This is a genomic window from Streptomyces sp. NPDC057010 (genome assembly GCF_042673805.1).
Classification (GTDB): Bacteria; Actinomycetota; Actinomycetes; order Streptomycetales; family Streptomycetaceae; genus Streptomyces.
On the sequence record NZ_JBHUSC010000070.1, the window covers coordinates 1 to 22,602 of the forward strand.

Annotated in this window: 14 protein-coding genes and 1 pseudogene; 10 read left to right on the plus strand and 5 right to left on the minus strand. The window is 72.9% G+C overall.

From position 1 onward, the window contains the following. Window positions 1–2,004: pseudogene (locus ACFTXQ_RS33345) on the plus strand (serine protease); the annotation flags it as partial. 103 nt (window positions 2,005–2,107) lie between these two features. Next, entirely contained in the window at window positions 2,108–3,064 is a 957-nt protein-coding gene (locus ACFTXQ_RS33350; protein WP_382648381.1) for a bifunctional riboflavin kinase/FAD synthetase, read from the plus strand. 86 nt (window positions 3,065–3,150) lie between these two features. On the opposite strand, the gene ACFTXQ_RS33355 is transcribed toward ACFTXQ_RS33350, so the two are convergent. From ACFTXQ_RS33355 to eccE, 3 genes are all read right to left on the minus strand, one after another. Continuing rightward, the gene (locus ACFTXQ_RS33355) at window positions 3,151–5,901 is read right to left on the minus strand and encodes an SCO5717 family growth-regulating ATPase (protein WP_382648384.1); all 2,751 of its coding nucleotides are present in this window, start codon (window positions 5,899–5,901) and stop codon (window positions 3,151–3,153) included. 189 nt (window positions 5,902–6,090) lie between these two features. After that, entirely contained in the window at window positions 6,091–6,789 is a 699-nt protein-coding gene (locus ACFTXQ_RS33360) for a hypothetical protein (RefSeq protein ID WP_382648386.1), read from the minus strand. Continuing rightward, entirely contained in the window at window positions 6,786–8,057 is a 1,272-nt protein-coding gene (gene eccE / locus ACFTXQ_RS33365) for a type VII secretion protein EccE (protein WP_382648388.1), read from the minus strand. Before eccE ends, ACFTXQ_RS33360 begins: the two co-directional genes overlap by 4 nt. Before the next feature lie 266 nt (window positions 8,058–8,323). On the opposite strand from eccE, the gene eccB reads away from it, so the two are divergent. The 4 genes from eccB (at window position 8,324) to ACFTXQ_RS33385 (ending at window position 12,088) form a co-directional block, all read left to right on the plus strand. Further along, window positions 8,324–9,904, plus strand: coding sequence for a type VII secretion protein EccB (gene eccB / locus ACFTXQ_RS33370; RefSeq protein ID WP_382648391.1), 1,581 nt, complete (start codon window positions 8,324–8,326; stop codon window positions 9,902–9,904). A gap of 11 nt (window positions 9,905–9,915) precedes the next feature. Further along, window positions 9,916–11,181, plus strand: a complete 1,266-nt coding sequence (mycP, locus tag ACFTXQ_RS33375; protein ID WP_382648394.1) for a type VII secretion-associated serine protease mycosin — start codon at window positions 9,916–9,918, stop codon at window positions 11,179–11,181. A 214-nt stretch (window positions 11,182–11,395) separates the two neighbouring features. After that, window positions 11,396–11,734, plus strand: a complete 339-nt coding sequence (locus ACFTXQ_RS33380) for a WXG100 family type VII secretion target (protein ID WP_382648397.1) — start codon at window positions 11,396–11,398, stop codon at window positions 11,732–11,734. A 45-nt stretch (window positions 11,735–11,779) separates the two neighbouring features. Next, entirely contained in the window at window positions 11,780–12,088 is a 309-nt protein-coding gene (locus ACFTXQ_RS33385; RefSeq protein ID WP_382648400.1) for a WXG100 family type VII secretion target, read from the plus strand. A gap of 112 nt (window positions 12,089–12,200) precedes the next feature. Here the strand turns inward: ACFTXQ_RS33385 and ACFTXQ_RS33390 are convergent, their stop codons facing one another. Then, window positions 12,201–12,446 carry a DUF397 domain-containing protein gene (locus tag ACFTXQ_RS33390; protein WP_382648403.1) on the minus strand — a complete coding sequence of 82 codons (246 nt, stop codon included), beginning with the start codon at window positions 12,444–12,446 and terminating at the stop codon, window positions 12,201–12,203. A 76-nt stretch (window positions 12,447–12,522) separates the two neighbouring features. Then, window positions 12,523–16,473 carry a type VII secretion protein EccCa gene (eccCa, locus tag ACFTXQ_RS33395; RefSeq protein WP_382648405.1) on the minus strand — a complete coding sequence of 1,317 codons (3,951 nt, stop codon included), beginning with the start codon at window positions 16,471–16,473 and terminating at the stop codon, window positions 12,523–12,525. 197 nt (window positions 16,474–16,670) lie between these two features. Here eccCa and eccD point away from each other — a divergent pair, with 197 nt between their 5' ends. The 4 genes from eccD to ACFTXQ_RS33415 all read left to right on the plus strand — a co-directional run bounded on the left by eccD (window position 16,671) and on the right by ACFTXQ_RS33415 (window position 22,582). Further along, complete coding sequence (gene eccD, locus ACFTXQ_RS33400; protein ID WP_382648408.1) at window positions 16,671–18,176, plus strand: type VII secretion integral membrane protein EccD; 1,506 nt, start codon at window positions 16,671–16,673, stop codon at window positions 18,174–18,176. A gap of 184 nt (window positions 18,177–18,360) precedes the next feature. Beyond that, window positions 18,361–18,648, plus strand: coding sequence for a 30S ribosomal protein S15 (gene rpsO, locus ACFTXQ_RS33405; protein ID WP_136213493.1), 288 nt, complete (start codon window positions 18,361–18,363; stop codon window positions 18,646–18,648). A 332-nt stretch (window positions 18,649–18,980) separates the two neighbouring features. Then, window positions 18,981–21,203: a polyribonucleotide nucleotidyltransferase gene (locus tag ACFTXQ_RS33410; RefSeq protein WP_382648435.1), complete on the plus strand. Its 2,223-nt coding sequence runs from the start codon at window positions 18,981–18,983 to the stop codon at window positions 21,201–21,203. Next, window positions 21,200–22,582, plus strand: coding sequence for a M16 family metallopeptidase (locus ACFTXQ_RS33415; protein ID WP_382648411.1), 1,383 nt, complete (start codon window positions 21,200–21,202; stop codon window positions 22,580–22,582). The genes ACFTXQ_RS33410 and ACFTXQ_RS33415 overlap by 4 nt, the downstream gene beginning before the upstream one ends. Window positions 22,583–22,602 lie beyond the last annotated feature (20 nt).

Genomic DNA, 22,602 nt, shown 5'->3' on the forward strand with positions numbered 1-22,602 from the left:
GGCCTGCAAGCGCGCCTTGCGCGCGGCGAGCCGCTCGTCGAACTGGGCGGCCTCGGCCTCCAGCCCGCCCATGTACACGCCCAGGTCCTCCGGCCGCCCGCCCTCCCGCTCGGCGACCTCACCCCCGCCGAGGCCGAGACCGCCCGGGCCCGCCTCGGGATCCCCGCCGACGCCCTCCGGGAGGCCGACGCCCGCCACCCCCTCACCCTGAGCCTGCTCGCCGGGGTCCGCGCCGCCGAGGTCACCGCCGGGCGCCCCGGCCGCGAGGAGGTCTTCGCGGCCCACCTCGACCTGCTCTGCCTCCGCGCGGCCGTCCGCATCGCCGCCGACGGCGCCGGGCCCGCGGGCGTGCACGGGCCCGGCGTCCGACGGCTCGCGGCACGGGTGGCCGGCCGCGTCCACGAGGCCGCCCGCCGCTGCCTGGGCCCCGGCCAGGGCGGACTGGACCGCGCCTCCTTCGAGGAGCTGTTCCCCTGGCGCACCGGCTGGGCCTCCGCCGTGCTCACCGAGCGGCTCCTGGTGCCCGCCGGCCCCGGCTACCGCTTCGCGCACGAGGAGCTCTCCGACTGGATCCAGGGCGGCCACCTCGACGTCCCGACCGCCCTCGCCTCCCTCGTCCACCGCCCCGCCGCGCCCGGCCTGCCCGTGCCCCGGCACCGGATCGGGCCCGTCCTGGAGGCCCTGCGCCGACTGCCCCCCGACCGGCTGGCCGGCGAGCTCACGGCCCTCGTCCACCGCCTCAACGCCTTCGCCGAGGACCCTGAGCAGCCCGGCCCCGACCGCGCCTGGTGGGCCGCCCGGCTGCTGCGCGAAACCCTGCTCCGCGTGCCCGACGCCCACCCCCACCTCCCCGTCCTGCACGCCCTCGCCGAGCACGTGGCCCGCTGTGGCCCGGGCGAGTTCGGCGGCTGGTTCTGGAACCGGCTCCGGCTGCCCGAACCCGACCGCCTCGAACTGCTGCGCCGCCTGCTGCCCGCCGACCCCGCCGAGGCGCCCCCCGGCGACCGCTACCTCGACGCCGCCGCCCGCCGCCTCGCCCGCGACCCGCAGCGCGCGCAGCCCCTGCTCTGCACCTGGTTCACCGACGGGCGGCGGCTGCGCGGGCGCCCCGGAGCCACCGTCGCCACCGCCGCCCAGGCCCTCCTGCACACCCACCGCCACCTCGCCCTGGACGACCTCACCGAGGCCCTCGTGAGCGCCGCCCACCCGCGCGCCGACGAGCTCCTCGCCGTCCTCGCCGAGGAGGAGCCCTCCGCCCTGTGCCGGGCCGTGGACCGCTGGGCCCACGACCAGCGGCCCGGGCGGCGGGTCGCGGCCGCCGCCTACGGGCTCGCCACCGCCCCGCACGTGCGCACCCCCGCCGACCGCGAGCTGCTGCGCTACGCCGCGCAGGCGCTGCTCGCCCGCCCCGCCGACGCCACCCTGCACGGCAGCGCCCTCGCGATGCTGCTCCGCGACCCGCAGGTGCGCGGCCGCTACCTGCCCGACGCCCTCGCCTGCTTCCGCGACCCCGAACACGGCTCCCGGCTGCCCGCCGACGCGCTGGTCGCGGCTCTGCCCGTACTGCCCGACCCCGACGCGGTCTTCGCCGCCCTGCGGGAGCGGGCCGACGGGGAGGTCGTGCGGGCCCTGGCCGCGCTGACCACCCCCGGACTGGCCCGCCGCGCGGCCGACCTCGTACGGGAGCACCTGGTGAACCGTCCCGAGGACGCACCGCACGCCGCCGCCTTCGTCGCCCGGCGCCTGGAGCAGGGCCCGGCCGCCGCGCCCGTGCTGCGCCCGCTGGTCCTGGACCTGCTGCGGTCCGCCCCGGCGGCGGTGCGGGCCGCGCTGGCCGACGTACTGGGCGCACCCGGCGGGGAGCCCTCGTACGCGCTGCGGGCCGAGCTGGCCGACGTACTGCTGCGGGAGGAGACGGATCCCCTGGTGCTCGCGGCCTTCCACCGGGCCGGCTCGGCCGGGGCCGCCGGGCTCCGGCTGGACGGCACGGCGGATGTGACGTGACGTCGATGCCGATGCGGGGCCGCGGGCACCGGCATGGCAGTCTTAGACCTGTAATCGGCAATCAGTACAAGGCCTACACGGGTTCGGGCGAGGAGCGGTCACAGTGCAGCGCTGGCGTGGCTTGGAGGACATCCCCCAGGACTGGGGACGCAGCGTCGTCACCATCGGCTCCTACGACGGCGTGCACCGGGGCCATCAGCTGATCATCGGAAGGGCCGTGGCGAAGGCGCGCGCACTCGGCGTCCCCTCCGTCGTCGTCACCTTCGACCCGCACCCGAGCGAGGTCGTCCGCCCCGGCAGCCACCCGCCGATCCTGGCCCCGTACGACCGCCGCGCCGAGCTGATGACCGGGCTGGGCGTCGACGCGCTGCTGATCCTGCCGTTCACGGCGGAGTTCTCGCAGCTGTCCCCGGCCGACTTCATCGTCAAGGTGCTCGTGGACAAGCTGCACGCGAAGGCCGTCATCGAGGGCCCGAACTTCCGCTTCGGCCACCGGGCCGCCGGGAACGTCGACTTCCTGCGCGAACTGGGCTCCACCTACGACTACGAGGTCGAGGTCGTGGACCTGGTCGAGCGGGGCGAGGCGGGCGGCGGAGTGCCGTTCTCCTCGACGCTGGCGCGCAGGCTGGTGGCCGAGGGCGACATGGACGGCGCGGCCGAGATCCTGGGGCGGCCGCACCGGGTCGAGGGCGTGGTGGTGCGCGGTGCGCAACGCGGGCGGGAGCTCGGCTACCCCACGGCGAACGTCGAGACGCAGCCGCACACCGCGATCCCGGCGGACGGGGTGTACGCGGGCTGGCTGACGGCCGGCGGCGAGCGGATGCCCGCCGCGATCTCGGTGGGGACGAACGTGCAGTTCGACGCCACCGAGCGGACCGTGGAGGCGTACGCGATCGACCGGATCGGGCTGGACCTGTACGGCATGCACGTGGCCGTCGACTTCCTCGCCTACGTGCGGGGGATGGCGAAGTTCGAGTCGCTGGACGGGCTGCTGGAGGCGATCGCGGACGACGTGAAGCGGGCGCGGATCCTGACGGACGCCTACGACATGCACCGCTGACGCGCGACGAGCGAGGGCCCGTACCGCCCGGGGATCCGGGGTGGTACGGGCCCTTCTCGTTGCCCTTGGCCTTACGTGGCGCCCGGTCAGCCGAGGCGCGGGTCGCGCGGGGGCTGCTGGGGCTGCTGCAGCGCCTGGGGCTGCTGCGGCTGTTGGGGCTGCTGCCAGGGCTGGCCGGGCTGCGGGTAGGGCTGACCGTAGGGCTGCTGCGGGGGCTGCGGCTGCTGGTGCGGCTGTGGCTGGTACTGGGGCTGGCCCTGCTGCCCGTACGGCTGCTGGTGCGGCTGGTGCTGCTGAGGCTGCTGTGGTGCTCCCCAGTGGCCCTGAGCGGCCTGCTGCTGGGCCCGTACGAAGTCCTCGGCCACCAGGGCGGAGAGGTTGAAGTACGCCTCGCGCGTCTTGGGACGCATCATGTCGAGGTCCACCTCCGCGCCCGCCGCGAGGTGCTCGTCGAACGGCACCACGACGACCCCGCGGCAGCGGGTCTCGAAGTGCTGCACGATGTCCTCGATCTTGATCATCTTGCTGGTCTCGCGGACCCCCGAGATGACGGTGAGGGAGCGGGAGACGAGGTCCGCGTAGCCGTGGGCGGAGAGCCAGTCGAGGGTGGTGCTGGCGCTGCTGGCGCCGTCCACGGACGGGGTCGAGATGATGATCAGCTGGTCGGCCAGGTCGAGGACGCCGCGCATGGCGGAGTAGAGGAGGCCCGTGCCCGAGTCGGTGAGGATGATCGGGTACTGGCGGCCCAGCACGTCGATGACGCGGCGGTAGTCCTCGTCGTTGAAGGTCGTCGAGACGGCCGGGTCCACGTCGTTGGCGATGATCTCCAGACCGGAGGGCGCCTGCGAGGTGAACCGGCGGATGTCCATGTACGAGTTCAGGTACGGGATCGCCTGGACCAGGTCCCGGATCGTGGCACCGGTCTCGCGGCGGACGCGGCGGCCGAGGGTGCCGGCGTCGGGGTTCGCGTCGATCGCCAGGATCTTGTCCTGGCGCTCCGTGGCGAGGGTGGCGCCGAGGGCGGTGGTGGTCGTGGTCTTGCCGACGCCGCCCTTGAGGCTGATGACGGCGATGCGGTAGCAGGACATGACCGGGGTGCGGATCAGCTCCAGCTTGCGCTGGCGCTCCGCTTCGGCCGCCTTGCCGCCGAAGCGGAAGAGGCCGCCGCCGGCGTTGTTGTTGTTCTTGGGCTTCTGCTTGTTGCGCAGCAGGCGGTCCGAGGACAGCTCGACGGCGGCCGTGTAGCCGAGCGGCGCCCCGCCGGCGGTCTGGCCGGCCGAGTAGCGGGGGTCGTGCGGCTGGGGCGGCTGCTGCTGGTACTGGGGGTGCGGCTGCGGCTGTGGCTGGTGCTGCTGGGCTCCTACGGGCCACTGCCCGGCGGAGCGCGGGTCGTGCTGCGGGGGCTGCGGCTGAGCCGGGGCGGGAGCCGGCGGCTGGAAGGCGTACGGGTCCTGGGACGCGAACGCGGGCGGCAGCGGCGGCAGTTCGCCGGCGGGTCCCCCGAACGGGGCCTCCGCGCCGGCGGGCGGTACCTCCGTGGGGCTGACCTCGGCGGGCGGCAGCACGGCGATCCCCTCGGCGGGGGTGTCGTGCGGCCCGCTCACCGGCCCGGGGCCCGGAACCGGGAGCGGGACGGGAACCAGCGCCGGAGCCGCGTCCTCGACGGAAGCGGGCAGCTCGGCCCGCGCCGGCACCCCTTCCAGCGCCGGGGGCTGGAACGCAGGCCCGGCATCGACCGGACCGGCCGGAGCCACTTCGGCGGGCGCGTCGGCCGGCCCCTGGGCCTGGTACGGGAGCCCCGTGGCGGGGGCCGGTACCCCGAAAGGCGCCGGCGCGTCGACCGGTGCCGGTGCCGGTGCCGGGTAGGCGGGGGTTGGGGCCGGGCCCTCCAGGGACGCGGGTGCGTCGGCGGGAGCCTGGGCCTGGTACGGGAGCCCCGTGGCAGGGGTCTCGTAGGGCGAGGGCGCGTCCACCGCGGCGGGGAACGGAGCCTCGGCCGGGGCCTGATGCGCGGGGGAGGGCGCTTCGAGGGGCTGGGGCGCGTCGGCCGGTGCCGGGGCCTGATAAGCGGGGGCCGGGGCGGGAGCCTGGTGCGCCGGTGCCGGTGCCTCGATGGGCGCGGGTGCGTCGGCGGGAGCCGGGGCCTGGTAAGCGGGGGCCGGAGCGTCCGCCGGGGCGGGAGCTTGGTGCGCTGGGGCCGGAGCTTCGAAGGGCGCGGGTGCGTCCGCCGGAGCCGAGGCCTGGTACGCCGGGGCCGGTGCCTCGAAGGGCGCGGGCGCGTCGGCCGGAGCGGGGGCCGGGGCCCGGTAAGCGGGGGCCGGAGCGTCCGCCGGGGCCGGTGCCTCGAAGGGCGCGGGCGCGTCGGCGGGAGCCGGGGCCTGGTACGCGGGGGCCTCGAACGGTGTCGGTGCCGGCGCGTCGGCCGGTGCCGGGGCCTGGTAAGCGGGGGCCGGAGCGTCCGCCGGGGCCGGGGTCTGGTACGCCGGGGCCTCGAAGGGTGTCGGGGCCTCGGGCGGGGTGGGGGCCTTGTGCAGCGGCGCCGGTGCGGGTGACGTCACAGGGGTGGGCAGGCCCGCGCCGTCGGACGGGGTCCGCGGGGCCGGCGGAGCGATCCGCATCGTCGGGGGCGAGGCCACGTCCGACGGGCGGTGGGGCTCGAAGCCGCTGCCCTCGGGCAGCCCCGGCACCTGGGCGGCCGGAGCGGCGCCCTGCGTGTACCAGGCCGGCGGGGTGTAGTCGATGGTGAACTCGCCCGTCAGCTCGGGCTCCGCGTCGGACTGATCGTCCGTCGGGACGTCCCACGTCCCGCCGCGCCTCTCGTTCCGATCGCCGCTCACTGGTCCTCCTGGTCTGTCGAACACTGGTCCGGCGCCCACCTCGACGCCGCGGCCACGCTCAGCCTAATCGCGCCCCGGCACCCGTGTCCGCCCCCGTCGGCCCGGCCCCCGTGCGCTCGGCTCCACGAGGTACGGCCCACCCCCATACTGCCCTCCCGCGACGGCGGGCCGCGCCACGGCGTCCGGCGGTCAGTCGATGCGCCGGGCCGGGCCGAGCAGCCCCGATTCCGCTTCCGTGCCCTGCGTCATCACGAACTGCCGGTCCCGCGGCGTGCACCACATGGTCACCCCGTCGCCCAGCGTCGGCAGTGAATCCACGGCCCGCCGCGAAAGGTTCATCAGCCGCCCGATCTGCTCCGCCTCGTCCGGGGACACCCGCTGCACACCCACGAGCGAGGACTGCTGCAGCAGCCGCGGCGCCGTCGGGCTCAGATACGGCAGCAGCGTCAGCACCGACTGCCAGGGCCCGGCCACCACGCGCCCGCGCGGCGGCCGCATCCCGCAGTCGCGGATCACCAGCACGGGGCTGCCGGCCGACGCGCCCTGCGGCGGCACCCGGCCCACCTCGTGCAGGGTCACGCACTGCTGCCCGCCGCCCGCGGCCTGCGCCAGCCCGGACCACACGTGCGCGCGCCCGGTCTCCACCGCCACCCGCGCACCCGTGGCCGCCGCGCGCAGCGCCAGCACCTGCGCCGTCCACAGACCGCCGATCAGCGTCACCTCGTACGGCGTCGGCCGGTTGATGCCGAGCACCGCCGGCCGGCCCTCGGCGTCCACGCCGATGACGACCCCGTCGTCCCCCACGGGCAGCGCGAGCACGTCCAGGTCCGCGGCGGGCACCACGTGCCGTTCCCGGCGCGGGCCGACCAGCCCGAAACCGCCCCTCATCGCGCTCCTCCCAGCGGCAGCGAGGCCAGCAGCCCCGGTACCTGTTCACGGTCGAGCCGGACCAGCCCGGTCTTCACGCCGCGCGCCGTCCGCTCCAACTCGCGCCGGGCCGCGACCAGTTCCTCGTCGCTGCGGCCGGTCACCCGGACGTGTCCGGTCAGGGTCACGCCCTGACGGTCCGCCGGGGCCATCGTGAGGCTGAAGTTCGTCGCGAGCGCGGGCAGCGAGGTCAGCAGTGCCACGAACTGCGGCAGCGCCGCCCCCGCGCCGCCCAACTGGGGCCAGCGGCCTATCCAGTACGTGGTGTGCCGCCGGTCGTCGCAGCGCCAGGTCCGCGGGGTCTCCTCCGTGCGCCGCCCCGTGCTGGCCGACCGCCCGGCCTGGGTGATCGCCATCGGGTTCGCGCACGAGGAGGTGGCCAGGGCCGCCGTGAGCTCCTGCTCGGTCAGCACCGTGGCCTTGAACCCGGCCCCGGTGAGCCGGCTCGCCAACTGGTCCGCCGCACGCACCACACACCGCTGGGCACCCGCCAGCCCGCCACCGCGCGCGGTGACCGCCTCGGGGCACAGCTCCGGGTCGAGCTTGAGGGCGATCCAGGTCAGCCGCACCGCCGGGGTGCCCGTCCGGGCCTGCAGCGGCGCGTAGTTGCGCGTGGCCATGGACTGCGCCGGCAGGTGCGGGGCGGGCGCCGGCTGGGTGTGCTGCACCAGCTGCGCGGACTCCAGCCGGATGCCGTCCACTTCGAGGATGTCCCGTACGACGGCCAGCGGCAGCGGCCGCGCCCCCCGGTCGGGACGCAGCGCGGTGGCGTCCGTGTCCACCTGGACGACCGCCGTCAGGAAGGTCCCGTCGCCGATCATCCCGACCGGGCGCCGGTCCCGGTCGCTGAACGTGAGGGTGCGCAGCGCCGGATCGGCCTCGACCAGCGGGGCCAGCCCCGGCTCGGTGCCCGCGGGCACGGTCAGCGAGGCGGCCCGGCGCCGGCGCGCACGCAGGGCGAGGGCGCCGCCGATCCACTCGGGCAGGGAGCGCTGGTGCCGCCGTACGACCGCGAGGACCAGCAGGACGAGTGCCAGGACACCGGCGGGAACCAGCAGCAGCGGATCGACCACCCAGGCCACCAGCAGCACGGCCGCGGCGACCTGGAGCAGTACGAGCTGTTGCAATCGGAACGGCCCGAAGCGGCCGGGGCTCGACTCCGGATGCGGGGTCACCCCGCCCCGTGCGGGTGCGGCCGCGCCCGTCTGCGGCTGCGTCGCGGTGGCCATCACTCGCACACCTCCCCTTTCAGGGGGCGGACCCCGTGGGTTCCGGTACCGCGCGACACCTGCCGCATGGCCCCGGAACCACCAAATCCACCCCAACAAGCCCTGATGCCCCGGAATACTGCGGTCCGGGAGGCGCTGAGCGGCACCCTCACCCTACCCGGCCCCTGCGTACCGTCCGTCAAGAGGCATAGTAGGTGCCCGGTCCGACAATCGAGGCCCGGGGACCGTACTCACCGGCCGGGCCGTGCGGGGAGAAGCAGGCGGTCATGGCATCACGACGTGATGAGCTCAACGCGTACACCTTTGCGAAGCGGCGCACGGTGGCCGCGTTCCTCCAGCCGTCGGCGACGGGGACCGAGGAGGGCGCCCCGCGCCCGCTGCGCGCGGTCCTCCCGGGCCTGATCGTCGCCGCGGTCGTGATGGCGGCCTTCGGCGCCTGGGGCATGTTCAAGCCGACGGCCCCCAAGGGCTGGGCGGCGCCGGGCACCCAGGTGATCGTGGGCAAGGACTCGACGACCCGCTACGTGGTCCTGACGACCAAGGTGGACGGCAAGGACCAGACGCGGCTGCACCCGGTGCTGAACCTCGCCTCCGCCCGACTCCTCCTGGATCCCTCGAAGTTCAAGGTGATCCAGGTCGACGACAAGATCCTCGACGCGGGCACTCCGCCGCGCGGCCCCATCATCGGCATCCCGTACGCCCCCGACCGGCTCCCCGCCGACAAGGACGCGGCCAAGGCCAAGCGCTGGGCCGTCTGCCAGCAGCCGGGCGGCAACGGCCGCGGCGTGCAGACCGCCACCTTCGTCCTCGCCGACCGCGACATGCACCTGACGGACGACGGCCGCAAACTCACCGAGACCCAGTCGCTGTACGTGCAGAGCACCGGCCCGGGCAAGGAGCGCTACCTGGTCGACGCGGCGGGCACGAAGTACAAGTTCCCCGAGGGCACCCCGGCCGCCGGGACGATGACCACCGCCCTCGTCGGCACCGGCGCCACCCCGCAGCAGGTCACCGAGCAGTGGCTGGCGACCCTCAACTCCGGTGACGACCTGGCCTTCCCGCAGCTGCCCGGCAAGGCCGGCGACCCCGCCAACGTCAAGGGCCTGGTCACCAACGACAACAAGGTCGGCATGGTGCTCGTCGCCCAGACGGGCTCCGGCACCCAGTACTACGTCGTCCTGCCCGGAAAGGTCGCGCCCGTCTCCGACTTCGTCGCGTGGCTGCTGATCTCGGCCCCCGCCACCGACGGCCTCAACATGCACGGCAAGGCCCGCGAGATCGACCTCCAGTCGCTCAACACCGACCAGGCGCCCTTCGCCGGCGACCGCAAGTGGCCGCAGAAGAAGACGGACCGCATCAACCAGGGCGCGCCGGCCGCCGGAACGCAGGCGAAGGAGTCCGGCGACCGCGACACCGTCTGCAACGTCCTGCGCTCGGTCGACGCCCAGGGCGGCCAGACCCTGAGCACCTGGGCCGGCACCGGTTTCCCCGTCGACATCACCGCCAGCGGCACCAGCGCGTACGTGACCCCCGGCTCCGGGCTGCTCTACACCCAGCTCCAGGGCAAGCAGACCACCGCCGGCGGCACCCTCTTCCTGGTCACCGACACCGGCCTGCGGTACGCCGTCCAGGCCAACGGCGACAGCGACGCCGAGCAGTCGAAGATCGGCGCCCCCGACCAGCAGGCGAAGGGGGGCGCGCCCGGTGCTCCCGAGCCGAGCCAGGCCCAGATCCGGCTCGGCTACGGGAAGGTCACACCGGCCATGGTGCCCAAGGCGTGGTCGGACTTCCTCTCCAAGGGGCCGCGCCTGGACACCAACTCCGCCCGCCAGCCCCAGGGTTCGTGAGGAAGCCGCCGATGACCCAGCTCCCGAGGCGGCGGCGCGCGCTGCTCGCCGCCGCCTTCACCCTCGCCGCGCCGGCCCTCGCCCTGCCGGCCGTGGCCGCGCCCGCCGCCGCCGCGCCGCAGGCCCCGTACGCCCCGTACGACTTCCCGCTCGACGGCGCCGGTGAGTGCACCTTCCCCATGAAGAAGCAGATCGAGGACCGCCCCTGGGCCCTCCAGCGGCTCCTCCTCGACGAGCTCTGGGCGCAGACCAAGGGCAAGGACAAGGCCGGCAACAGCGTCCGGGTCGCGGTCATCGACACCGGCGTGGACCGGGCCAACCCGCAGCTCAGCGGCGCCCTCGATACCGGCGCCGGCAAGGACTTCATCGACCCCAAGGGCGGCGACGGCACCAACGACACCGTCGGCCACGGCACCAAGGTCGCCGGGCTGATCGCGGCCCGCCCCCAGCAGGGCACCGGCTTCGTCGGCCTCGCGCCGGAGGCCACGATCATCCCGATCCGGCAGAACGACGGGCAGGGCAAGGGCAACGCCAAGTCCCTGGCCGACGCGATCGACCACGCCGTGTCCAAGGGCGCCCAAGTGATCAACATCTCCCAGGACACCGACGTACCGCTCTCCGCCGACTCCGACCTCGGCAAGTCAGTCCAGAAGGCCATCGACGCCAAGATCGTGGTCGTGGCCTCCTCGGGCAACGACGGCCTGAGCGGCGAGAAGCGCAAGACCTACCCGGCCGCCTTCCCCGGAGTGCTCGCGGTGGGAGCCTCGGACCGCAACAACGAGCGCGCCGCGTTCTCCCAGCCCGGCGACTTCATCGGGGTGGCCGCGCCCGGCGTCGACATGGTCTCCACCGTCCCCGGCTTCGGCCAGTGCATCGACAACGGCACCAGTTTCTCCGCACCGTACGTCGCCGGGGTCGCCGCCCTGATCCGCGCCAAACACCCGGACTGGACCCCCCAGCAGATCGTCTGGCAGATCCAGAACACCGCCGAGCGTTCGGTCAAGGGCCGTGATGACTACGTCGGTTGGGGCATCGTCGACCCGGTGGCCGCGCTCAGCCAGGACCACGAGCCCCCCAAGGCCCCCGAGCCGGACCCCGGCCCGCCCCCGGCGGCCGCCCCGCAGGCCGCGGCGCTGCGGCTCACGGAGACGGCCCAGGAGCGCGAGGAGCGGTTCGGCACGTACGCTCTCGGCATCGGAGCTGTCCTCATCGCCGTCATCGCGGGCGCCGCGACCGTCATCCGGGATGCCCGGAACAGGCGACGCCGTTTGCAGTGAACGGTCACAGTTCATCGACAGAAGCAGACCACCGGTGTTGGGCCGGGACGATGAACTGGCTAGAGTGGCACCAGGCTTCACGACTGTGATCGGGGGATTCGCGTGAAGCGGAGGGGGATGGCCGGGCGCGTGGCTCAAAACCGCGCCGGCACATGTCCGCTCCGCAACGCAATCCGCCGGTTCTGCCGGCGAATTGAGAAGTGAGGAGCTTCGGATGAGCAACAATTTCGGACTTGCAGACGATCCGATCGTCCAGGCCAAGAACAAGATCTCCGAAACGGCCGATGCCGTCACCACCCAGGCCCGTGAGCTGGCCGACATCCTCGCCACGGTGAGCGCCGGCTGGACCGGTGTGGGTGCTTCGGGGTTCATCAGCGCCCAGACGGTGGTCAACGAGGACCACGACGAGATCCGTCGCCTCCTCGGAGTCCTGCACAACGCGGTCGCGCAGACCAAGAACCTGAGCAACGCCCAGGACGACGACGTGCGCGCGGCGTTCAAGACCGTCCAGGCGAGCGCGGGCGGCAACGGCTCCGGCCTCAACTCCATCTGACCCCCGCCGTTTCCCGGTAACCCGCTCAGCGCGAAGGAGAAGAACATGGCTGGTACTGACGGCCACACCAAGGTCCAGTACGAGAGCGTCCAGCAGATGGCCAACCGCATCCGCGCCGTCTCCAAGAAGATCGTCGACGACCTGTCCTCCATGGACCAGGCGCTGAAGGTCGTCACGGACACCTGGGACGGCGAGGCGCACAACTCGTACGTCCAGCTCCAGGCCAAGTACAAGGGCAAGGCCGAGCACATGAAGAACACGCTCGAGCAGGTCGCCCAGCTCATCGAGCGCGGCAAGGACGACTACCGCGCCACCGACCAGAAGGCCTCGCGCCTGTTCACCGAGGCTTTCTGAGCCCGGTCCGTACGGTCGCACGTACGGGGTCTTTCCGCGCCGAAGGGGCGCGCCCGCACCGGGCGCGCCCCTTCGGCGTGTGTGCGTGTGTGTGCCCGTGAGCGTACGGGCCTCAGGGCTGGTGGCGGTCCAGGTCGAACTCGCCGTCCCGGGCGCCGAGCACGAAGGCCTCCCACTCGGCCGCCGTGTACCGCAGCACGGTGTCCCGGTCCAGCGAGGAACGCATCGCCACCGCGCCCTCGGGCAGCCGGGCGATCTCGACCCGCTCCTCGTCGGGGCTGGTCCCGGGCGGGCCTTCCCATTCCACGCCGCTGATGTCGAGCGCGTACAGCTCGTCCTTCTCCTGCTGGGTGCCCATGTGCGGCCTTTCCCTCCGGTGGCGCGGTCTTCACCGCCGATTATCGGTGCTGCGCCACCGGAGGGAACAGGTTTCCTCACATCCCCGGCATCCGCCCCAGCTGCACCAGCGAGGTACCCCGCCTGCGCGAGGCGAAGTACGCCCGGCCCGGCGGCATCGGACGCGGCCGCACGTTGCCGACGAGGTCGCCCTCGGACGGGTCGCCAGACAGGACGACGCCCTGTGCGCCCAGCTCCTTGATCCGCTGCATGAACGGCTCGTACATCGAACGCGAGGCACCCGCCGAGTTCCGCGCGATGATGAAGCGCACGCCCGTGTCCCGGGCGAAGGGCAGGAACTCCACCAGCGGGGCCAGCGGATTGCCCTGGCTCGTGGCCACCAGGTCGAAGTCGTCGATGATGATGAACACGTCCGGGCCCGTCCACCAGCTGCGGTCGCGCAGCTGCTGAGGAGTGACGTCGGTCGGCGGCTGCCGGCGCGAGAACACCCCGCCCAGCGCCTCCATGTGCATCTGCAGGGAGCTCGCCATCGGCGCGTACTCCAGCAGGTGCTCCTCCGGCAGCGCCCCGAGCAGGCTCCGCCGGTAGTCGCCCACGACCAGGCGCGCCTGGTCCGGCGAGTAGCGCTCCGAGATCTGCTGGGCGATGAGCCGCAGCAGGTTCGTCTTGCCCGACTCGCTCTCGCCGAAGACGAGCAGGAACGGGTCCGACTCGAAGTCGACGAACACCGGCTCCAGATCGGTCTCGTCGATGCCGATCGCGATCCCGCGGCCGGGGTGCTCCCCGCCCTTGGGCAGCTGGTCGGCGTGGAGCAGCCGCGGCAGCAGCCGGACGCCGGGGGCCGCGGGCCCCGCCCAGTTCTGCTTCACGGCCTCCACGAAGGCCGCCGTGGCCTCCGACAGGTCCCCGGCCTCGTGCGAGCCGTCGATCCGCGGCAACGCGCCCAGGAAGTGCAGCTTCTCCGCCACCTGGCCCCGGCCCGGCATCCCGGCGGGGACGTTCGCCGCCACCTTCCGGTCGAACTCGGAGTCCATGACGTCGCCGAGCCGCAGCTCCAGCCGGCTCAGCATCTGGTCCTTGAGCGCCGCCCGCACCTCCATGTAGCGCGCAGCGGTGATCACCACGTGGATGCCGTAGCCCAGACCGCGGGCCGCGATGTCCGTGACCACCTGCTCCAGGCCCTCGTACTCGCCGCGGAAGTTCCCCCAGCCGTCGATGACGAGGAACACGTCGCCCCACGGCTCACCGGGCAGGTCACCCGCGGCCCGGCGGCGCCGGTAGGTGCCGATCGAGTCGATGCCGTTCGAGCGGAAGAACTCCTCGCGGCGGTTGAGGATGCCCCCCACCTCCGCGACCGTACGCCGCACCCGCTCCGGGTCCAGACGCGAGGCGATCCCGCCCACGTGCGGCAGCTCGGCCACCGCCGACAGGCTGCCGCCACCGAAGTCCAGCCCGTAGAACTGCACCTCGCGCGGGGTGTGCGTGAGCGCGAAGGAGGAGATCAGCGTGCGCATCAGCGTCGACTTGCCCGACTGCGGACCGCCGACCACCATCATGTGGCCCGCCGCGCCGGAGAAGTCCCGGTACAGCACCTCGCGCCGCTGCTCGAACGGCTTGTCGATGAGGCCGAGCGGTACGACGAGTCCGCCGGGCCGCGTGTACCCGTCGGCGTGCAGCCCGCGCTCCGCGCTCGGCGCGAGCGCCGGCAGCAACTGGTCCAGCGGCGGCGCCTGGTCGAGCGGCGGCAGCCACACCTGGTGCGCCGGCACCCCCTGCCCCTCCAGCCGGCTCACGATCACGTCCAGCACCGTGTCGGCGAGCGCGTCGTCCTCCCGCGCCGACTGCGACGCCAGGTACGCCGGGTCCGGGGCCGCGTACACCACCGGCACCGGGGCCGCCGTGAACAGCGCGGGCCGCCGCTCCACCGGGAACAGGCCCACCGACAGGTCCGGGCCGCCCGAGCGGTAGGTGCCCGAGACGTACGCCGCCTTGAAGCGGGTCATCTCGTCCGTGCCGAACTTCAGGTAGCCCGAACCGGGCACCGACGGCAGGTGGTAGGCGTCCGGCACGCCGATCGCCGTGCGCGACTCGGCCGCCGAGAAGGTCCGCAGACCGATCCGGTACGACAGGTAGGTGTCCAGGCCGCGCAGCTTGCCCTCCTCCAGGCGCTGCGAGGCCAGCAGCAGGTGCACGCCCAGCGAACGGCCGATGCGGCCGATCTGGATGAACATGTCGATGAAGTCGGGCTTCGCCGTCAGCAGCTCGGAGAACTCGTCGATGACCAGCACCAGCGAGGCCAGCGGCTCCAGCGGGGCGCCGGCCGCGCGGGCCTTCTCGTAGTCGTGGATGTTCGCGTAGTTGCCCGCCGAACGCAGCAGCTCCTGCCGGCGCTGGAGCTCACCGCGGATCGAGTCGCCCATGCGGTCCACGAGCGTGAGGTCGTCCGCCAGGTTGGTGATGACCGCCGCGACGTGCGGCATCTGCCCCATGCCGGTGAAGGTCGCGCCGCCCTTGAAGTCGGCCAGTACGAAGTTCAGGGTCTCCGAGGTGTGCGTGACCGCCAGGCCCAGCACCAGCGTGCGCAGCAGCTCCGACTTGCCGGAACCGGTCGCGCCCACGCACAGGCCGTGCGGGCCCATGCCCTCCTGCGCGGCCTCCTTGAGGTCCAGCATGACCGGCGCGCCGTCCTCGCCGACACCGATCGGCACGCGCAGCCGCTCACCGGCCGACCGCGGCCGCCAGGTCCGCGCCACGTCCACCGCGGCCGCGTCGCCCAGGTTCAGCAGGTCCGTGAAGTCCAGGTTGGCCAGCAGCGGTTCGTCGTCGTCCCCGCCGCCCGTGCGCAGCGGCGCCAGCTGCCGCGCCAGGGCCTCCGCCGCGGGCAGCGACAGCGTGTCCGGGACGCCCTCGTACGCCACCCCGGCGCCCGACTCCAGGCGCAGCCGGCCCGGCCGCACCACGACCGACAGCCCGCCGCGCGGCTCGTCCAGCTCGCCCGGGACCACCTCGACGATGGTCACGCCCTGCAGGCCCTCGGCCGCCGCGAACGCCGAGTCCGGCGGCACCATCCCGCCGTCCAGCACGACCACCAGGTGCGGCTGGTCCAGGACCGGGGACACCTCGCGGCTGAACCGCGGACGCCCCTCCAGCCGGGGGCCCAGCAGCCCCTCCAGCTCGGAGAGGTGGTCGCCGAACAGCCGCTTCGTGCCGGCCCCGTCGACCTGCCCCGGGACCTGCGTGTGCGGCAGCCACTTCGTCCAGTCCCACGAGGGCACCGCACCCGGCGCGGCCACCACGGCCACCATCAGGTCCTCGGGGGAGTGCAGTGTCGCCAGCTGCGCCACCAGCGCCCGCGCCGTGGAGCGCGCCGATTCCGGCTCGCCCGACACCGTCACGTGGTAGAACGCCCGGATCGACACCGCGACCGGCAGCCCGTCCAGCGAGGAGTGCACCTTCAGGAAGCGCTGCATCGCGCCCGCCGTCAGCGGTTCCAGCTCGTCCACCGGCGCCGTGTCCGGAGCCACCAGCACGGTCGACAGGCGCTGCGAACCCAGCCCGAGCCGGGCCTGCCCGAAGTCCGCGTCGCCGACCCGCCGCTCCCACAGCCGCGAACCCTCGGCCACCACCGACCACAACTGCTCGGGAGCCGGGTGCAGATACAGCTGCGCGTCACGCTGGGCGCGGGCGGTGCGGCGCACCTGGCGCCGCGTCTGCGCGAGGTATTTGAGGTAGTCCCGGCGCACATCGGCCATTTGCCCCTGCGTACCCCGGCGGTGCCGGACCAGCTGGGCGATGATCATTCCCACCGTGGACGCCAGCATCAGCACACCCATGATGCGCATGATGGGCATCGGCGTCATGAAGAAGAAGACGACGGAAGAGCCCATGCCGAGCATCGGCAGGAGCTGCATCAGCATGCCCTCCTGCTGCCCCCGCGGGAGTTCCGGCGGAGCCTCCAGCCTCAGCTCGTCCGAAGGCACTTCGGGCGGCAGGGACCGCGGCGGGCGTTTGACGACGATCTGGCTCACCGGAGCATCAATCCCTCGAAAACGGACGGGACGTCGTTACCGGCGCCCCCAAGTCCCGGGCGCGAAGGGGGTTCTCCTCCACGCGACGGTGATCCTACTTGCCGACAGTCGGGCATTGGCCCGGTAGGGTGGCGCGCGCAGCATGCGCATCCGCGAATCGTCCGCCGCCGCGGGCACCAACAAGGGGGGTCACACAGGTGAGTACGGCCGCAACGACGGGCTTCTGCAGGGTCACCGTCGTGGCCCCGGACAGCCGGATCGACGTCGCCCTCCCCGAGGACATCGCCGTCGCCGACGTCTACCCCGAGCTGCTGCGCCTCACCGGCCAGACCCAGCCCGTCGGCGCCCCCACCGGCTTCCACCTCGTACGGCGCTCCGGCACCGTCCTCGACGGCGCCCGCACCCTCGCCGCCCAGCAGGTCCTCGACGGCGAGGTGCTCAGCCTGCGCCCCTTCGCCGAGTCCCTGCCGCCCGCCGTCTTCGACGACGTCTCCGACGCCGTGGCCTCCGCCGTCGTCCGCGACCGGCACCGCTGGAGCGACGACATGCTGCGCGGCGCGGGCCTGGCCGGCGCGGCCCTGCTCCTCGTCATGCTCGGCTTCGTCCTCTGGTACGCCGACCCGCTGCGCCACGACATGCACGGGCTGCCCGGCATCATCGCCGGCGCCGCGGGCGTCCTGCTCACCGCCGTCGCCGGAGTGCGCGCCCGCGTCTACCGCGACCGCGGCTCCGCCGTGGCGCTCGGCCTCGGCGCCCTCCCGCACCTGCTGATCGCCGGCTCCGGGATCATCGCCCCCGCCGCCGGCCACGGCCCCGGCCGGCTCCAGTTCCTCCTCGGCTGCGTCTGCGTCCTCATCGCCTCCGTCGCCCTGGTCGCGCTCACCCCCAGCGGGGACGCCCCCTTCGTCGCGGCCACCTTCGTCGCCGCCACCGGCACCCTCGCCACCTTCGCGGCCATCGCCACCGAGGCCTCCGCGACCCAGGCCGCCGCCGTCTGCGCGCCCGTAGCCATCGGCCTCGTCGCCTTCCTGCCCGGCCTCTCCGCCCGCTTCGCCCGCCTGCCCATCGGCTACGCCGCACCGCAGAGCGCCACCGAGGATTACGAGACCCCGGACCGCTACGAGACCGAGCCGTACGGTGACCAGTCCGGCTCCGACCAGTACGAGCAGGGCGCCCCGCTCGACGCCGAGCAGATCGCCGCCCAGGCCCGCCGCGGCCACGAGATGCTCCTCGGCCTCGTCGGGGGCTGCGCCGCGGTCGCCGTCGGCGCCGCCGCCGTCCTCGGCTTCTCCGACAACACCTGGGGCCGCCTGCTGGCCCTGACCACCGGCCTCGCCATGCTGCTGCGCGCCCGGCTCTTCCGCTACACCAGCCAGGTCGTCTGCACCCTCGCCGCCGGCCTCACCGCCATCGCCCTGCTGATCCTGGGCCTGGCCCTGCACCCGCCGGCCGACCTGCTCGAAGCCCTGGTCAAGAAGCACGACCACAGCGGCCTGGACCTCCGTACGATCTGGCTGACCGCCGCCGTCGCCGCCGGCGCGGCCCTCCTCACCGGAATTGCGCTGGTCATTCCGCGCAAGGGTCTGTCACCCTTCTGGGGGCGCCTGCTCGACCTCACCGAGGCCGCGGTGCTGCTCAGCCTGGTCCCGCTGACCCTGGCCGTGCTCGACGTGTACTCCCGGGTCCGCGCTCTCACCAGCTGAGACGGGGCGGAGCGGCAGCCTGGTACCCTGGGTCCCGGCCGTTTGTGTACGCGTCCCCCGGATTCCTCGACAGAGGGTCTGTGGACTGCGCTCAGCGGACCCCGCCTCCCGAGTAACGGAAGCTCCCCAGAGACAAAGACCTGGGGCACTCGGTGGCAAAGAAGACCTGATACGAGGAGTAAGCGTGCCGCTCGACGCCGCTACGAAGAAGCAGATCATCGCCGAATTCGGTGCCAAGGAGGGCGACACCGGCTCTCCCGAGGTCCAGGTCGCGATGCTCTCGAAGCGCATCTCGGACCTGACCGAGCACCTCAAGACCCACAAGCACGACCACCACTCCCGTCGTGGTCTGCTGATCCTGGTCGGCCAGCGTCGCCGCCTGCTGCAGTACCTGGCCAAGAAGGACATCCAGCGCTTCCGTACGCTGGTCGAGCGCCTCGGCATCCGCCGCGGTGCGGCCGGCGCCAAGTAAGACGCCGTGAAGGGAGCGGTTCCCACATCCGGGGGCCGCTCCCTTTGCTGTACGTGCGGACCGGACCGGACCCTTTGTAGTCTGGAACGGACGCACGTGTACGTCTGAGCGGACGCAAGGCGTCGCACGAGACGTACGAAGACGTGCACAACTGAAGAGGAGGAGCGCCCTCCCTACGCCGCCGGTCCTCGGTAGTGGCACCCGGAATGCCCCCGAGGGCAGCGAACCGGATGCTTCGATCGAAGACCGGCCCCAGGCCAGGCGCGCTTCTCCGCAACCGTCCACCGCCACACGGGCGGCGGACGGAGACGACGAAAATGGAGAAAACGCTAGTGGAGAACGAGACCCACTACGCCGAGGCCGTCATTGACAACGGTTCCTTCGGCACCCGCACCATCCGCTTCGAGACGGGCCGTCTGGCCCGCCAGGCCGCCGGCTCCGCCGTTGCCTACCTGGACGACGACACGATGGTGCTGTCCGCCACCACCGCGTCGAAGAAGCCCAAGGACCAGCTCGACTTCTTCCCCCTGACGGTGGACGTCGAGGAGCGCCAGTACGCGGCCGGCAAGATCCCCGGCTCGTTCTTCCGCCGCGAGGGCCGCCCCTCCGAGGACGCGATCCTCACCTGCCGCCTGATCGACCGCCCGCTGCGCCCGTCCTTCAAGAAGGGCCTGCGCAACGAGATCCAGGTCGTCGCCACCGTCATGGCGCTCAACCCGGACCACCTGTACGACGTCATCGCGATCAACGCCGCGTCCGCGTCCACCCAGCTGGCCGGCCTGCCCTTCTCCGGCCCGATCGGCGGCGTCCGCGTCGCGCTGATCAAGGGCCAGTGGGTCGCGTTCCCGACGCACACCGAGCTCGAGGACGCCGTCTTCGACATGGTCGTCGCGGGCCGCACCCTCGAGGACGGCGACGTCGCGATCATGATGGTCGAGGCCGAGGCCACCGAGAAGACCATCGCCCTCGTCAAGGGCGGCGCCGAGGCGCCGACCGAGGAGATCGTCGCCGCGGGCCTCGAGGCCGCGAAGCCGTTCATCAAGGTCCTCTGCAAGGCCCAGGCCGACCTGGCCGCCAAGGCCGCCAAGCCCGAGGGCGAGTTCCCGGTCTTCCTGGACTACCAGGACGACGTGTACGAGGCCCTCGCGGCCGCCGTCAAGGGCGAGCTCTCCCAGGCGCTGACCATCGCGGGCAAGCAGGACCGCGAGGCCGAGCTGGACCGCGTCAAGGAGATCGCCGCCGAGAAGCTCCTCCCGGCCTTCGAGGGCCGCGAGAAGGAGATCTCCGCCGCCTACCGCAGCCTGACCAAGGCCCTGGTGCGCGAGCGCGTCATCAAGGACAAGGTCCGCATCGACGGCCGCGGGATCACGGACATCCGTACCCTCGCCGCCGAGGTCGAGGCCATCCCGCGCGTGCACGGCTCGGCGCTGTTCGAGCGTGGCGAGACCCAGATCCTGGGCGTCACCACCCTCAACATGCTCCGCATGGAGCAGCAGCTGGACACCCTCTCCCCGGTGACCCGCAAGCGCTACATGCACAACTACAACTTCCCGCCGTACTCCGTCGGCGAGACCGGCCGCGTCGGTTCGCCGAAGCGCCGCGAGATCGGCCACGGCGCGCTCGCCGAGCGCGCGATCGTGCCGGTCCTCCCGACCCGCGAGGAGTTCCCCTACGCGATCCGTCAGGTGTCCGAGGCCCTCGGCTCCAACGGTTCGACGTCCATGGGCTCGGTCTGCGCCTCCACCATGTCGCTGCTGAACGCCGGTGTGCCCCTCAAGGCCCCCGTCGCCGGTATCGCCATGGGCCTGATCTCCCAGGAGATCGACGGCAAGACCCACTACGTCGCCCTCACCGACATCCTCGGTGCGGAGGACGCCTTCGGCGACATGGACTTCAAGGTCGCCGGCACCAAGGAGTTCGTCACCGCCCTCCAGCTGGACACCAAGCTGGACGGCATCCCGGCCTCCGTCCTGGCCGCGGCCCTCAAGCAGGCCCGCGACGCCCGCCTCCACATCCTCGACGTGATGATGGAAGCGATCGACACGCCGGACGAGATGTCCCCCAACGCCCCGCGGATCATCACCGTCAAGATCCCCGTGGACAAGATCGGCGAGGTCATCGGCCCCAAGGGCAAGATGATCAACCAGATCCAGGAGGACACCGGCGCCGAGATCACGATCGAGGACGACGGCACCATCTACATCGGTGCCGCCGACGGCCCGGCCGCCGAGGCCGCCCGCGCCACGATCAACGGCATCGCCAACCCGACCATGCCGGAGGTCGGCGAGCGCTACCTGGGTACGGTCGTCAAGACCACGACCTTCGGTGCCTTCGTCTCCCTGCTCCCCGGCAAGGACGGCCTGCTGCACATCTCGCAGATCCGCAAGCTCGCCGGTGGCAAGCGCGTGGAGAACGTCGAGGACGTGCTCGCGGTCGGCACCAAGGTCCAGGTGGAGATCGCCGAGATCGACCAGCGCGGCAAGCTCTCCCTGATCCCCGTGATCGACGGCGAGGCCGCCGGCGACGAGGCCGACAAGGACGACTCCGACAAGTGATGTCGCGTAGTTCCCGTGTGACGGCCCGCCCCTCTTCGGAGGGGCGGGCCGTCGCCCGTACCCAAACCCTCCTCAAGGGGCAGAACGGCATCGGCACCGTCCGGCGCACGGTCCTCCCCGGCGGACTGCGCATCGTCACCGAGACGCTGCCCTCCGTCCGCTCCGCCACCTTCGGCATCTGGGCGCACGTCGGCTCCCGCGACGAGACGCCCACGCTGAACGGCGCGACGCACTACCTGGAGCACCTCCTCTTCAAGGGCACGCACAAGCGCAGCGCCCTCGACATCTCCGCCGCGATCGACGCGGTCGGCGGCGAGATGAACGCCTTCACGGCGAAGGAGTACACCTGCTACTACGCGCGGGTGCTCGACACCGATCTGCCGCTGGCCATCGACGTCGTGTGCGACATGCTCACCGGCTCGCTGATCCGCGAGGAGGACGTCGACGCCGAGCGCGGGGTCATCCTCGAAGAGATCGCGATGACCGAGGACGACCCGGGCGACTGCGTGCACGACCTGTTCGCGAAGACCATGTTCGGCGACACCCCCCTCGGGCGTCCCGTCCTCGGCACCGTCGACACGATCAACGCGCTCGGCGCCGACCGGATCCGCCGCTTCTACAAGAAGCACTACGACCCGACCCACCTGGTCGTCGCCGCCGCCGGCAACGTCGACCACAACAAGGTCGTACGCCAGGTCCGCGCCGCCTTCGAGAAGGCCGGCGCCCTGACCCGCACCGACGCCGAGCCGATCGGCCCGCGCACCGGAGCCAAGCGCATCCGCACCGCCGGCCGCGTCGACCTGGTCAGCCGCAAGACCGAGCAGGCCCACGTGGTCCTCGGCATGCCCGGCCTGGCCCGCACCGACGAGCGCCGCTGGGCGCTGGGCGTACTGAACACCGCCCTCGGCGGCGGCATGTCCTCCCGCCTCTTCCAGGAGGTCCGCGAGAAGCGCGGCCTGGCCTACAGCGTGTACTCGTACACCTCGGGCTTCGCCGACACCGGACTCTTCGGCGTCTACGCGGGCTGCCGCCCCAACCAGGTCCACGACGTGCTCCGGATCTGCCGCGACGAACTCGACAAGGTCGCCACCGACGGGCTGAGCGACGACGAGATCAGGCGGGCCATCGGCCAGCTCTCCGGCTCCACCGTCCTCGGACTGGAGGACACCGGCGCGATCATGAACCGCATCGGCAAGAGCGAGCTCTGCTGGGGCGACCAGATGTCGGTCGACGACATGCTGGCCCGGATCGCCGCCGTGACCCCGGACGACGTCCGCTCGGTCGCCCAGGATGTACTGGCCCAGCGGCCCTCGCTCGCGGTGATCGGCGCGCTCAAGGAAAAGCAGGCCGCCCGCCTCGACGAAGTCGTCGTCGCCTAGTCCCGTACGTGAGTGAAGGA

Excerpts from the sequence above, each read along its gene's own strand:
- ACFTXQ_RS33360 (WP_382648386.1), bottom strand. The coding sequence starts at position 6,789 with ATGAGGGGCGGTTTCGGGCTGGTCGGCCCGCGCCGGGAACGGCACGTG.
- eccE (WP_382648388.1), bottom strand. The coding sequence starts at position 8,057 with ATGGCCACCGCGACGCAGCCGCAGACGGGCGCGGCCGCACCCGCACGG.
- eccB (WP_382648391.1), top strand. The coding sequence starts at position 8,324 with ATGGCATCACGACGTGATGAGCTCAACGCGTACACCTTTGCGAAGCGG.
- mycP (WP_382648394.1), top strand. The coding sequence starts at position 9,916 with ATGACCCAGCTCCCGAGGCGGCGGCGCGCGCTGCTCGCCGCCGCCTTC.
- ACFTXQ_RS33380 (WP_382648397.1), top strand. The coding sequence starts at position 11,396 with ATGAGCAACAATTTCGGACTTGCAGACGATCCGATCGTCCAGGCCAAG.
- ACFTXQ_RS33385 (WP_382648400.1), top strand. The coding sequence starts at position 11,780 with ATGGCTGGTACTGACGGCCACACCAAGGTCCAGTACGAGAGCGTCCAG.
- ACFTXQ_RS33390 (WP_382648403.1), bottom strand. The coding sequence starts at position 12,446 with ATGGGCACCCAGCAGGAGAAGGACGAGCTGTACGCGCTCGACATCAGC.